This window comes from Serratia sp. MMO-28, from assembly GCF_037199905.1.
GTDB lineage: Bacteria > Pseudomonadota > Gammaproteobacteria > Enterobacterales > Enterobacteriaceae > Chania > Chania oryzae.
In genome coordinates this window covers 21,342-35,068 of sequence record NZ_JBBCVB010000013.1, presented here as the reverse complement: position 1 = coordinate 35,068, position 13,727 = coordinate 21,342, and the positions used below count along the sequence as shown (strand labels likewise).

At 53.2% G+C, this 13,727-nt stretch carries 12 protein-coding genes; 2 read left to right on the top strand and 10 right to left on the bottom strand.

All coding sequences use genetic code 11. The features are described from left to right. Nucleotide 1: 1 nt before the first annotated feature. From rffA to trxA, 10 genes are all read right to left on the bottom strand, one after another. Nucleotides 2-1,132, bottom strand: coding sequence for a dTDP-4-amino-4,6-dideoxygalactose transaminase (rffA, locus tag WG891_RS13050; protein ID WP_337263111.1), 1,131 nt, complete (start codon nt 1,130-1,132; stop codon nt 2-4). After that, entirely contained in the window at nt 1,119-1,835 is a 717-nt protein-coding gene (gene rffC, locus WG891_RS13045) for a dTDP-4-amino-4,6-dideoxy-D-galactose acyltransferase (protein WP_337263110.1), read from the bottom strand. Before rffC ends, rffA begins: the two co-directional genes overlap by 14 nt. Then, a complete protein-coding gene (gene rfbA, locus WG891_RS13040) occupies nt 1,813-2,694 on the bottom strand; it encodes a glucose-1-phosphate thymidylyltransferase RfbA (RefSeq protein ID WP_076943503.1) in 882 nt (293 codons plus the stop codon). Before rfbA ends, rffC begins: the two co-directional genes overlap by 23 nt. A gap of 63 nt (nt 2,695-2,757) precedes the next feature. Next, nucleotides 2,758-3,822: a dTDP-glucose 4,6-dehydratase gene (gene rffG / locus WG891_RS13035; RefSeq protein ID WP_337263109.1), complete on the bottom strand. Its 1,065-nt coding sequence runs from the start codon at nt 3,820-3,822 to the stop codon at nt 2,758-2,760. Continuing rightward, complete coding sequence (gene wecC / locus WG891_RS13030) at nt 3,819-5,081, bottom strand: UDP-N-acetyl-D-mannosamine dehydrogenase (RefSeq protein ID WP_337263108.1); 1,263 nt, start codon at nt 5,079-5,081, stop codon at nt 3,819-3,821. Before wecC ends, rffG begins: the two co-directional genes overlap by 4 nt. After that, nucleotides 5,078-6,208 (bottom strand): non-hydrolyzing UDP-N-acetylglucosamine 2-epimerase, encoded by a 1,131-nt coding sequence (gene wecB / locus WG891_RS13025; RefSeq protein ID WP_337263107.1) that lies wholly within the window; start codon nt 6,206-6,208, stop codon nt 5,078-5,080. The genes wecC and wecB overlap by 4 nt, the downstream gene beginning before the upstream one ends. An 83-nt stretch (nt 6,209-6,291) precedes the next feature. Next, nucleotides 6,292-7,344, bottom strand: coding sequence for an ECA polysaccharide chain length modulation protein (gene wzzE / locus WG891_RS13020; RefSeq protein ID WP_337263196.1), 1,053 nt, complete (start codon nt 7,342-7,344; stop codon nt 6,292-6,294). 20 nt (nt 7,345-7,364) lie between these two features. Then, nucleotides 7,365-8,462, bottom strand: coding sequence for a UDP-N-acetylglucosamine--undecaprenyl-phosphate N-acetylglucosaminephosphotransferase (wecA, locus tag WG891_RS13015; protein WP_337263106.1), 1,098 nt, complete (start codon nt 8,460-8,462; stop codon nt 7,365-7,367). A gap of 345 nt (nt 8,463-8,807) precedes the next feature. Continuing rightward, entirely contained in the window at nt 8,808-10,067 is a 1,260-nt protein-coding gene (rho, locus tag WG891_RS13010) for a transcription termination factor Rho (RefSeq protein WP_021181558.1), read from the bottom strand. Nucleotides 10,068-10,468: 401 nt separating this feature from the next. Further along, nucleotides 10,469-10,795, bottom strand: a complete 327-nt coding sequence (gene trxA, locus WG891_RS13005; protein ID WP_156293301.1) for a thioredoxin TrxA — start codon at nt 10,793-10,795, stop codon at nt 10,469-10,471. A 136-nt stretch (nt 10,796-10,931) separates the two neighbouring features. Between trxA and rhlB the strand changes: the two genes are divergently transcribed. Beyond that, a complete protein-coding gene (rhlB, locus tag WG891_RS13000; RefSeq protein ID WP_337263105.1) occupies nt 10,932-12,218 on the top strand; it encodes an ATP-dependent RNA helicase RhlB in 1,287 nt (428 codons plus the stop codon). A 9-nt stretch (nt 12,219-12,227) separates the two neighbouring features. Further along, nucleotides 12,228-13,721 (top strand): guanosine-5'-triphosphate,3'-diphosphate diphosphatase, encoded by a 1,494-nt coding sequence (gene gppA, locus WG891_RS12995; RefSeq protein ID WP_337263104.1) that lies wholly within the window; start codon nt 12,228-12,230, stop codon nt 13,719-13,721. Nucleotides 13,722-13,727: the final 6 nt, after the last annotated feature.

The window sequence follows — 13,727 nt, the reverse complement described above, 5'->3', positions numbered from 1 at the left end:
ATCAGGCCAGGTAGCTCAGGATGGTGGTGATCACCGTGCGTTGGTTAACATCAGACATATTATAGAACAGCGGCAGGCGCACCAGACGCTCACTTTCTTTGGTAGTGAAACGATCTTCACCAGCAAAACGGCCAAACTTCTCACCCGCCGGGCAGGCGTGCAGTGGGATGTAATGGAATACCGTCATGATTTCGGCTTCTTTCAGGTAATCGATAAACGCCGAGCGATCCTGAACATCCTTGAGCTTAACGTAGAACATATGAGCATTATGCACACACCCCTCTGGGATCACCGGCAAGCTGATACGGCCTGCGTCAGCCAGCGGTTTGAATGCATCGTAGTAGTTCTGCCACAGCTTCAGACGACGCTGGTTAATCTCTTCTGCTGCTTCCAATTGTGCCCATAGATAAGCCGCCTGCAGATCAGACATCAGATAGCTGGAACCGATATCGCGCCAGGTGTACTTATCAACCTGACCACGGAAGAACTGGCTGCGGTTGGTGCCTTTTTCGCGGATCACTTCTGCACGATCGATCAGCGCCGGATCGTTAATCAGCGTTGCGCCACCCTCGCCACCAGCGGTGTAGTTTTTAGTTTCATGGAAGCTGTAACAACCGATATGGCCGATAGTTCCCAACGCCTTACCTTTGTAAGTCGACATAACGCCCTGCGCGGCATCTTCAACCACGAACAGATTGTATTTTTTCGCCAGCGCCATGATGGTATCCATCTCGCAGGCTACGCCAGCATAGTGCACCGGCACAATCGCGCGGGTTTTATCGGTAATCGCCGCTTCGATTTTGGTTTCATCGATATTCATGGTGTCTGGACGCACATCAACAAACACCACTACCGCACCACGCAGCACGAAAGCGTTGGCGGTAGACACGAAGGTGAAGCTCGGCATGATCACTTCATCACCTGGCTGAATATCCAGCAGGATAGCGGCCATTTCCAATGAAGCGGTGCAGGAAGGCGTCAGCAGCACTTTCGGGCTGCCGAAATGCTGTTCCATCCATTGCTGGCAGCGACGCGTAAAGCCACCGTCACCACAGAGTTTGCCGCTGCCCATGGCAGCCTGCATGTAATCGAGTTCGGTACCAACAACCGGTGGGGCGTTAAATGGAATCATGTAAACCTCTGTAGAACCAATACGCGGTGCTTTCTATGATGGCACCGTGCCGTTGATAGAGCCGTAACGCGGCGATATTACTCATCTGGGTCGCAACCCACAGGCGTTGCAGCTCACGCTGCTGACACCAGGCGATCGCGGCAGCCATCAGCCGTGAACCAGCACCCTTTCCTTGCGCGCCCGGGAAGACTGCCAGCAGGCCGATACGGGCTTCGTGCTGGCCGATATCACGCAGGCTGACAAAACCTTCTGGCTGCCCATCGCTTCCCAGCACCAATAGACACTGATGATCGAAGGTTCCCAGCACCGCTTTTTCAATCCAAGTAGCGTAAAATCGCCCGCTATCCTGCGGCCCATACCAAGGGGCACGAAAACGGCTGGCGGCGAATACGCTGGCTGCGACACCACGTAATAGCGGGATATCTTCAGGAACCGCCGGGCGCACTGCCGTTAATGAAGCACTTTCCGTGCCAATCACCAGGGCTAAATCAACTTCACCTTCCACCAGCCGAAAACCCTGCCCGGCCAATGCGTCAGCTAAATCCAGACGCTGTGCCGGTATTTTGGCCTGCACCAGCGCAAAAGCATCTAATTCCGCATCACTGAGCGGTGGCGAGGCATCGTCAAACTGCAGCTTGGCGCTGGAGATATGGAAAAACTCGCTTTCCCAGCCCAAAGGCTCAATATTGGCGTGGACGGACATGCAGTAAATCCAATAAATATTTACCATAGCCGGTTTTAGCCAGCGCCAGTGCCGCACGTCTTACACCTTCATCGTCCAGCCAGCCGTTACGCCAGGCAATCTCTTCCAAGCAGGCAATTTTGAACCCTTGGCGTTTCTCTACCGTTTGGACAAAGGTACTGGCCTCAATCAGGCTGTCGTGAGTACCGGTATCAAGCCAGGCAAAACCGCGGCCCAGCAGCTCAACGCTCAGTTCACCACGCTCCAGATACATCTGGTTAATGCTGGTGATTTCCAGTTCGCCGCGCGGCGATGGCTTCACCTGCTTGGCAAAATCCACCACCTGGTTGTCGTAGAAATAAAGCCCCGTAACCGCCCAGTTGGACTTTGGCTTAGCCGGCTTTTCTTCGATCGACAACGCACGGAAATTATCATCAAACTCCACAACGCCGAAACGCTCTGGATCCATCACCTGATAACCGAATACTGTCGCCCCTTTCAGGCCCGCGACCACATTTTTCAGTTTTGGGCTAAAGCTCTGCCCGAAATAGATGTTGTCGCCCAGCACCAAACAGGTCGGCTCGCCGGCAATAAACTCTTCGCCGATCAGGAATGCCTGTGCCAGCCCATCTGGACTTGGCTGCTCTGCATAGCTGAGGTTGATACCAAACTCTTCACCGCTGCCAAGTAAGCGGCGGAATGACGGTAGATCTTCCGGCGTAGAGATAATCAAAACGTCACGGATCCCGGCCAGCATCAGCACCGAAAGCGGATAGTAGATCATCGGCTTATCGTAGATAGGGAGCAGCTGTTTCGAAACACCACGGGTAATCGGGTGCAAACGCGTCCCTGAACCGCCGGCAAGAATGATGCCTTTCATAATAACTCCTGAACTTACTGTAACAACGCGACGCCTAGGCACTGCGCGTTCATCTGGATGGTGTTAATTCAGCCCTAAACGCTCACCCGCATAGGAACCATCTTGCACACGGCGCCACCAGGTTTCGTTACTCAGGTACCAAGAGACCGTTTTGCGGATACCGCTTTCAAAGCTTTCCTGTGGGCGCCAACCCAGCTCACGCTCGATTTTCCCCGCGTCAATGGCATAGCGCATATCATGGCCGGGGCGATCTGTCACATAAGTGATCAGATCGCGGTAGTTTGCCACACCTTGCGGCTTGTTCGGTGCCAGCTCTTCCAGCAGGTCGCAGATGGCGTGTACCACTTCGATGTTCTTACGCTCGTTGTGTCCACCGATGTTATAGGTTTCCCCTATCACTCCTTCGGTCACGACCTGATACAGCGCACGGGCGTGATCTTCCACATACAACCAATCACGCACCTGCGCGCCATTGCCATAGACCGGCAGCGGTTTACCGGAAATAGCGTTCAGGATCACCAGTGGAATCAGTTTTTCTGGGAAGTGGTAAGGGCCATAGTTGTTGGAACAGTTGGTCACCACCGTCGGGAAACCGTAAGTACGCAACCAGGCGCGCACCAGATGATCGCTCGACGCCTTAGACGCTGAATATGGGCTGCTCGGCGCATAAGGTGTGGTTTCAGTAAACAGGTCGTCAGTCCCGTGCAGATCGCCGTACACTTCATCGGTAGAGATATGATGGAAGCGGAAGCCCTGCTTTTTCTCTTCTGCAAGCGCTTGCCAATAATGGCGGGCAGCTTCCAGCATGGTGTAGGTTCCCACCACGTTGGTTTCAATAAATGCCGCCGGGCCGTCAATAGAGCGGTCAACGTGGCTTTCTGCTGCCAGATGCATCACAAAATCAGGCTGGTACTGGGAAAATACCCGATCCAGCGCGGCACGATCGCAGATATCAACCTGTTCGAACGCATAGCGTTCGCTGTCAGCCACGCTAGCCAGCGACTCCAGATTGCCTGCATAGGTCAGCTTGTCCACCACCACCACGCTATCGGCAGTGTTGCTGATGATGTGCCTTACCACAGCGGAACCAATAAAACCGGCACCGCCGGTGACTAAAATACGTTTCAACGCCAGACCCCTTTGGTGTCGACAATCCAGGATTGCTTGATCTCTTCCGGCTTAATCGCCTTAAACTCTTTGTGATCGACCAACATCACGATCACATCAGCCTGCTGCAACGCACTGGCAATATCCTTCAGCGTCACATGGCCCGCCAAGGACTTCGGCAACTGCTCAACGTTCGGCTCCACCGCCAACGTTTCACCTACGTGCCAATCAGCAATCAGGTGTGCCACTTCTACGGCTGGGCTTTCACGCAAATCATCAATATTGGGCTTGAACGCCAAACCAAAGCAGGCGATTTTCACTTCGGAAGCACGTTTATTGGTTGCTGCGAGGCAGTCGGCCACTGCGGCCTTCACACGTTCAACCACCCACAACGGTTTGCCATCGTTAACCAGACGCGCGGTATGGATCAGACGTGCCTGCTGTGGGTTTTGCGCCACGATAAACCACGGATCAACGGCGATACAGTGCCCGCCAACGCCAGGGCCCGGCTGCAAAATATTGACGCGCGGATGGCGGTTGGCCAGGCGGATCAGTTCCCACACGTTGATCCCTTGATCGGCACAAATCAGCGACAATTCGTTAGCAAACGCGATATTGACATCACGGAAGCTGTTTTCCGTCAGTTTGCACATCTCAGCGGTGCGTGAGTTGGTGATAACACATTCACCTTCAAGGAAAATCTTATACAGTGCACTGGCGCGCTCTGAGCATTTCGGCGTCATGCCACCGATCACGCGGTCATTCTGGATCAGTTCAACCATCACCTGGCCCGGCAATACGCGCTCAGGGCAATAGGCGATATTGACGTCGGCCTGCTCACCGGCATTTTGTGGAAAGCTGAGATCGCTACGCGCTTCTGCCAGCCACTGCGCCATCTGTTCGGTCGCGCCCACCGGTGAGGTGGATTCCAGAATCACCAGATCGCCTTTTTTCAGTACCGGTGCCAATGACTTAGCCGCTGCTTCAACATAGGCCAGATCGGGTTCGTGATCCCCTTTGAACGGGGTTGGTACCGCAATCAGGAAAGCATCTGCTGCCAGCGGTTTCGTCACCGCCTGCAGGAATCCCCCTTCAACCGCTTCCTTCACCACGCGATCCAGATCGGGTTCCACAATATGAATCTCACCACGATTGATGGTATCTACCGCGTGCTGATTAACATCTACGCCCACCACTTTTTTCTTGCGGGAAGCAAACGCCGCCGCCGTTGGCAGACCGATGTAACCTAGGCCAATAACTGAAATAGTGTTAAAACTCATAGTGTCACCTGATGATTCTTTAAAGCTTTGAGGATACGCTGGCAGGCATGCCCGTCACCGTAAGGGTTATGCGCCCGGCTCATGGCGTGATATTCGTTTTCGTCCGTCAACAGCCGAGTCACTTCATCGACAATCTTAGCCACATCCGTCCCCACCAACCGCACCGTTCCGGCATCCACCGCTTCTGGTCGCTCCGTGGTATCGCGCATCACTAACACCGGTTTACCCAGCGACGGTGCCTCTTCCTGAATACCGCCTGAGTCAGTCAGAATCAGGTAAGAGTGGGTCATCAGATAAACGAATGGCAGGTAATCCTGTGGATCGATCAGTATGATGTTGTCGATGCCTTTCAGGATGCGATTGACCGGTTCGCTGACGTTAGGATTAAGGTGTACAGGGTAAACCACCTGCACATCAGGATGCTGGCGGGCAATTTCTGCCAGTGCGCTACAGATGCGCTCAAATCCACCGCCGAAGCTTTCGCGACGGTGGCCGGTCACCAGGATCAGCTTCTTGCTGGCATCCAGGAAGGGATAACGCTGATCGAGGCTGTTACGCAGTGCTTCGTCACTCAGGACGCGATCGCGTACCCATAACAACGCATCAATCACCGTATTACCGGTGACGAAAATATGGTCATCCCGCAGCGATTCCCGCTGCAGATTCAGCCGCGAGTTTTCGGTCGGTGCGAAATGGTACATCGCCAAATGCCCCGTCAGCTTGCGGTTTGCCTCTTCAGGCCAGGGAGAATAGAGGTTACCGGTACGCAGACCCGCTTCCACATGCCCAACCGGAATACGCTGATAAAACGCTGCCAGACTGGTCGCCATAGTCGTGGTAGTATCACCGTGAACCAGCACCACATCGGGTTTGAAATCTTCCAGAACACCCTTCAACCCTTCCAGGATGCGGCAAGTGATTTCACTCAGCCCCTGCCCAGGTTTCATGATATTCAGATCGTAATCCGGTACAATTTCAAACAAACGCAATACCTGATCCAACATCTCGCGATGCTGTGCCGTAACGCAGACTCTTGATTCAAAGGCTGCATCCTGAGCCAGAGCATGTACCAGAGGAGCCATTTTGATGGCTTCCGGCCTGGTGCCAAAAACAGTCAACACTTTCACAGCGAATCTCTTTTGGTCGGTGAACCGCAGGCGAACCTGCAAACTGGGTGCATAGGCACCCATCAACAAAATAATGATCTTTTTTAATTGCGTGGCCGACGAGCCAAAGCAACTCCAGCGCCAACCAGGGCGCCAATTGCCCCCCACATAATCAGCCAGAATACACGGCGTGGGCTATCACGTTTAACCGGCTCTTCCGGCGTACGCAGATAACGGTACGTCTGGAACTTGGCATCCAGCGTCGGCCCAACGCTCAGCGTTGTCAGCATAGCGCGGTTTTGATCGTAATCCAGATCGTAAGTTGGGCCAGAAGCCTGTAACCCTTCCAGACGCGCCTGCAACATTGGCTTGCCCAACAGGAACAAATCAGAATCAGGCAATTGCTCTGCCGGCGTATCGGTTTGGCTGCGGCTGATCCCCTGCTGCTCCGCGATTTTCAGCGCCTGCTGCACGGTTTTAAGTTCACGCTGGTAAATCGCATCCGCGACCGCTTCCTGGCGCTTAACCTGCGCATTCATCGACGTGGTACGCGCCGCCCAGGCACCCTGGATTTCCTCATTCAGATGCTGTGCTGCCCGGTGACTGGCGAACGCCACGTACTGACGCAACAGGCGATTGGAGTCCGGTGCCGTCTCTGCCGTCAGCTTCACGCTATCGTTAAGCACTTTCTTGTCGTCACGTGGAGTGAACAGAATATTGTTAATCAGATCGTCAAGTAATGCCGCATCTGCGCGCGCATCCCCTTCCTGACGCTGCTTGTAGTAATCGCTTTGCAACCAGAAATCGCGGCGGGTATCGTAAGCCGCCAACTGCATAATGAATTCATTATAGGCCTCATCGGCAATTCCCGGCTTATCACTCGCCACTGCTGGCACGGTGCGCATATCAAGGTTACGCAGGAACTGCTGCTGGGAGTAATAGCCACCCAACGCATTCACCGTAGGTTTGTCGGTGATCGCCGTCGCACTCCATTCCTGCTTAACCAGATAGGAGACGATCAATGCCACGGCGGCAAACAGCACCGCAAAACCGATAATCCACTTCTTACCGCGCCACAGCGTGCAACACAGACCACGGATATCGAGTTCATTATCGACTACCGGGGTATTTTTTTCAGACGTTGTCTCAGGAGTCATCACTGCCCAAAAGCCTCAGGTTAAGGTACTTGCTTATTGTTCGTTGCATTTCGAATACGGCGTTTCATACGTTTGATATAACGCGCGACGCGCCATGCACGTTTGATGCAATAGCCATAGAAGAAAAAAGCAAGCAAAAATAGTGCCAACATTACCCATTCAGGGATAAACGTCAGACGCTCGCCAAGTACGCCAATCGCCGCCAGAATCGCGGCAGCCAGCGTAATCAGAACAAAAGCCTGACGCGACGTAAAGCCCGCACGCATGATCAAATGATGGATGTGCTGGCGGTCTGGTGAGAACGGGCTCATGCCTTTGCGCAGACGACGATACATGATTGCTATCATATCCATCAACGGTATGGCAATAATCCACAGCGCCGTTACCGGCCTGATGGGGTGGTTTGCCCCTTGGGAACTTTGCAGCAACACCCAGATCGCCGTAAAGCCAATCAGCGTACTGCCCGCATCCCCCATGAATACTTTGTATCGGCGGCCCAATAAGCCAAGGTTAAGCAAAATGTAGGGGATGATCGCTGCCAGCATGGCAAAGCACCAAAAAGCGAGTGCCGTATGGCCACTCAAATACAACAGCGCCCCCAATGCTCCAAACGAAACGCAGGAAAGACCGCCAAGCAGCCCGTCAATGCCATCAACCATGTTGAACGCATTGATCGCTGCCCAGACAGCAAACAGAGTAACCAGATAGCCAAACGGCCCCAACAGCATTTCCCAGCCGCCAAACACATAACCGAAGCTGCGCAGGTAGAGGCCGGCAAACACCATCATGGCGATGCCAACCAAAGCCTGGATCGTGGCGCGTATTTTAACGCTGATGTCGAAACGATCGTCCAGCGCCCCTACAAACACCAATACCCCCGCACAAGCGAGATACAGCTTAGCGTGAGCAATCGGTTGGTCGGAAATCAGGAAGGCAAAACAGAGGCCTGCGTAAACAGAAATACCGCCAACCAGAGGGATTAAACCCTGATGACGTTTGCGATAGTTAGGTTTATCAACCAAACCTATCTTTTTTGCTACCTTGCGGGCAACAAATAGAAAAGCCAGAGAGAACAGGAAAACAAAAAGAATTTCAGTACTCATAGTGAGTAAGTTCACAGTTAACAAATCTCTGAAGAAGATGAGGCAGCTTAACATGGGTAAAAAAACGCACCATAGACAAAAGCTACCTTTCAGTCATTTCCTATGACAACAGGCAATCACAATTATATCCCTTTTACTCAAAACAGCAGAGGTGCTAACCGCAGCTCCAAGCATTTGGGAGATCTATGCCTAAGTCATTACTTCACCCTACTCACGCTCAGCCTGACGTAAATAAGATGAATTCTCAGTAAGCCGCAAGAAAAACTTACTTTTCCTTTATTGCTACTTATCGTATCCGCCAAAAGCGAAAAACGCCACGACTAGGCGTGGCGTTCCCCGAATTTTTTACTGAATACTGAATTACGAACGTTTCATCATGTCAAAGAATTCATCATTAGTCTTGGTCATTGCCAACTTATTAATGAGGAACTCCATCGCGTCGATCTCACCCATCGGGTGAATAATCTTGCGCAGGATCCACATTTTCTGCAGCTCTTCAGACGTGGTGAGCAACTCTTCTTTACGAGTACCGGAGCGGTTGTAATCGATAGCAGGGAACACTCGCTTCTCGGCGATTTTACGCGCCAGATGCAATTCCATGTTGCCGGTACCTTTAAATTCTTCGTAGATCACTTCGTCCATTTTGGAACCAGTATCTACCAGCGCGGTGGCGATGATGGTCAGGCTACCACCTTCCTCCACGTTACGTGCCGCACCGAAGAAACGCTTCGGACGATGCAGGGCGTTGGCATCCACACCACCGGTCAGCACTTTGCCTGAAGCAGGTACCACGGTGTTGTAGGCACGCGCCAGACGGGTGATCGAATCCAGCAGGATGATAACGTCTTTCTTATGCTCAACCAGACGTTTGGCCTTCTCGATAACCATTTCTGCCACCTGTACGTGGCGGGATGCGGGTTCATCAAAGGTAGAAGCGATAACTTCACCTTTAACCAAGCGCTGCATCTCGGTCACTTCTTCCGGACGTTCATCGATCAGCAACACCATCAACACGCAGTCGGGGTGGTTGTAAGCAATGCTCTGCGCAATATTTTGCAGCAGCATGGTTTTACCGGCCTTCGGTGGTGCCACAATCAGGCCACGCTGACCACGGCCAATCGGAGCAGCCAGATCCAGAACGCGCGCCGTCAGATCTTCTGTGGAGCCATTGCCACGCTCCATCCGCAGACGGGAATTAGCATGCAGCGGCGTCAGGTTTTCGAACAGGATCTTGTTACGGGCGTTTTCCGGCTTGTCGTAGTTGACTTCGTTGACTTTCAACAGAGCAAAATAGCGCTCGCCTTCTTTTGGCGGACGAATCTTACCGGAAATGGTGTCACCTGTGCGGAGGTTGAAACGGCGGATTTGGCTGGGGGAAACGTAGATATCATCAGGGCCGGCGAGGTAGGAACTGTCTCCAGAGCGGAGGAAACCAAATCCATCCTGCAATATCTCCAACACGCCGTCGCCGAAGATATCTTCTCCGCTTTTCGCATGCTGCTTAAGTATAGAGAAGATAATGTCCTGCTTGCGCAGGCGGGCCAGGTTTTCCAGCCCCATATTTTCGCCGAGAGTAATCAGCTCAGAAACCGGCGTATTCTTTAATTCGGTAAGATTCATAGTGGTGGGTTCTTAAACTCGGGGTATGTCTCGAACTTATATCGTGAATGGTATGGCAGCGAGATGCGTGCCTGTTTACTGGACGTTCGATCGCCGGGCCACAGAGCTGTCACGGTAAGAAATGGCTTACATTGGACGCACGCGCTAACGGTCTAGGATCGAAGGTGCCTTAAAACTGATTTTTGCAAAACCGTTTGATTGTCGAAACATGGGCTGAGTTCATACTTAATGGCAACACCGATGATTCAACATAGAGTAAAGCTTAGATTCAAACTCTTTAGATTTAATACTTAGGGCAAGTTCTATATGCAGTGTGGCTAAACTTAGCACGCTTCTTGGCAGGCGTCTAGCGGTGAATTACGCATCCCCTCCAGACGCCCATCGCAGGGCTTCCCGCCCGATTACAGATTCGCGTTCAGGAAATCTTTGAGCTGGCCTTTGGACAACGCCCCCACTTTGGTGGCGGCCACTTCACCATTTTTGAACAGCAACAGCGTAGGAATGCCACGGATACCGTATTTTGGCGCAGTAGCCGGGTTTTGATCGATGTTCAGCTTGGTGATGGTCAACTTGCCTTCGAACTCTTCGGCAATCTCATCCAGGATCGGAGCAATCATCTTGCACGGACCGCACCATTCAGCCCAGAAATCAACCAGAATTGGCCCTTCGGCTTTCAGCACATCGGTATCAAAGCTGTCGTCAGTCAGGTGAATAATTTTATCGCTCATGTTCTACTCCACAGGATTAGGTCTACCTTGTAAGTGTTGGCTTAGTATAACCAACCCAAGGTGATTTTATTTCACCGCGTTTATTTCAACGGATGTGCTTTCGTAAAGCAATAGTTAGCTGATATTCTACCACACTATGAGCAAAACACACTTGACCGAACAGAAGTTTTCCGACTTCGCCCTGCACCCGTTAGTCCTTGAAGCCCTTGAGAAAAAAGGGTTTCACCATTGCACGCCCATCCAGGCGTTAGCATTGCCGCTCACGCTCTCTGGGCGTGACGTTGCAGGTCAGGCGCAAACCGGTACCGGAAAGACGCTGGCATTTTTAGCGTCTACTTTTCACTATTTACTGTCCCATCCGGCGAAAGAAGGTCGCCAGACCAATCAGCCGCGCGCCTTGATCATGGCGCCAACGCGTGAGCTGGCAGTACAGATCCATTCCGATGCCGAAGCCCTTTCGCAGTCCACTGGTTTGAAGCTGGGCCTGGCTTACGGTGGTGATGGCTATGACAAACAACTCAAAGTACTGGAAAGCGGTGTGGATATCCTGGTTGGGACCACGGGCCGTTTAATCGATTACGCCAAGCAGAACTATATCGATCTGGGTGCGATCCAGGTGGTGGTTCTGGATGAAGCTGACCGTATGTACGATCTGGGCTTCATCAAAGATATCCGCTGGCTGTTCCGCCGCATGCCTGCGGTCGATCAGCGTCTGAATATGCTGTTCTCTGCCACGCTGTCTTATCGCGTTCGCGAACTGGCGTTCGAACAGATGAACAATGCCGAATATGTGGAAGTCGAACCGGAACAGAAAACCGGCCATCGGATCCAGGAAGAGCTTTTCTACCCTTCCAACGAAGAAAAAATGCGTCTGCTGCAGACTCTGATCGAGGAAGAGTGGCCGGATCGCTGCATTATTTTCGCCAATACCAAGCACCGCTGTGAAGATATCTGGGGCCACTTGGCTGCCGATGGTCACCGTGTCGGGTTGTTGACTGGCGATGTGGCACAGAAAAAACGCCTGCGTATTCTGGATGACTTCACCAAAGGCAACCTGGATATTCTGGTCGCTACCGACGTTGCGGCCCGCGGTCTGCATATTCCACTGGTGACTCACGTTTTCAACTACGATCTGCCGGATGATTGTGAAGACTACGTACACCGTATCGGTCGTACCGGTCGCGCGGGCGAAAGCGGCCACTCCATCAGCCTAGCCTGTGAAGAATACGCGCTGAACCTGCCGGCGATCGAAACCTATACCGGTCACAGCATTCCGGTGAGTAAATACAACAGCGATGCCTTGCTGACCGATCTGCCTGCTCCAAAACGCCTGGTGCGCCCACGTGGCAACAACGGCCCGCGCCGTAACTCAGCGCCACGCCGTGGTGGTGCACCGCGTAACAACCGTAAACGTTCAGGCTGACAGATAACTATGCCCGCTTCCAGCACCCTTTATGCCGCCATCGATCTCGGCTCCAACAGCTTCCATATGTTGGTGGTACGTGAGGTGGCTGGCAGCATTCAGACTCTGGCGCGCATCAAACGCAAAGTGCGCCTGGCTGCCGGGTTAGATCAGCAGAATCACCTGTCGCATGAGGCCATGCAGCGTGGCTGGCAATGCCTGAGGTTGTTTTCAGAGCGTTTGCAAGATATTCCGCGTGAGCAGATCCGCGTAGTGGCTACCGCAACCTTGCGGTTGGCCAGCAATGCCGGCGAATTCCTGCACACCGCGCAAGAGATTCTGGGCTGCCCAGTGCAGGTGATCAGCGGCGAAGAAGAAGCTCGCCTGATTTACCACGGTGTTGCACACACCACCGGTGGCCCGGACCAACGCCTGGTGGTGGATATTGGTGGTGGCAGCACGGAACTGGTCACCGGCACGGGTGCACAAGCCTCACAGCTCTATAGCCTGTCGATGGGCTGCGTCACCTGGCTCGAACGTTTTTTCAGCGATCGCAATCTTGGGCAGGAAAACTTTGAAGCGGCGGAGTTGGCCGCGCGCGAAATGGTGCGCCCCATCGCACCACAGCTGCTTCAACAGGGTTGGCAGATTTGCGTCGGCGCTTCCGGCACCGTGCAAGCGTTGCAGGAAATCATGGTGGCTCAGGGGATGGATGAGCGTATTACGCTGCCTAAACTGCGCCAACTGAAACAGCGCGCCATTCAGTGTGGCAAGCTGGAAGAACTGGAAATTGAAGGCCTTACGCTAGAACGCGCGCTGGTATTCCCAAGCGGCCTGTCCATACTGTTAGCGATTTTCCAGGAACTGAACATTGAATGCATGACGTTGGCCGGTGGTGCGCTGCGCGAAGGGCTGGTGTACGGCATGCTGCATTTACCGGTCGAGCAGGATATTCGCAGCCGTACTCTACGCAATCTGCAACGTCGCTATATGTTGGATACCGAGCAGGCAGCACGCGTCAGCCAGCTTGCCATGAACTTTTCTTTGCAGATCGCCAACGAATGGCAACTGGATGCGCGATGTCGCGAGCTACTGCATGCGGCCTGCCTGATCCACGAAATCGGCCTCAGCGTTGACTTCAAGCAGGCGCCGCAACATGCCGCCTATCTGATCGGTCATCTGGATTTACCCGGCTTTACTCCCGCACAGAAGAAACTGTTGGCTACTCTGCTGCAAAACCAGAGCAATACCATTGACTTGCCGCTGCTCAGTCAGCAAAACGCCGTCTTGCCGCGTATGGCGCAGCGTTTGTGCCGGATTCTGCGTTTAGCCATCATCTTTGCCAGCCGTCGTCGTGACGATACCTTGCCTGCGGTACGTTTGCGCGCCAACGATGAAGAACTGTACCTAACCCTGCCACCTGGCTGGCTAGAGCAGCATCCGCTGCGTGCCGAAACGCTGGAGCAGGAGAGCCATTGGCAGAGTTATGTCCACTGGCCGCTGTTCCTGGATGAACAACGTTAATGCGAT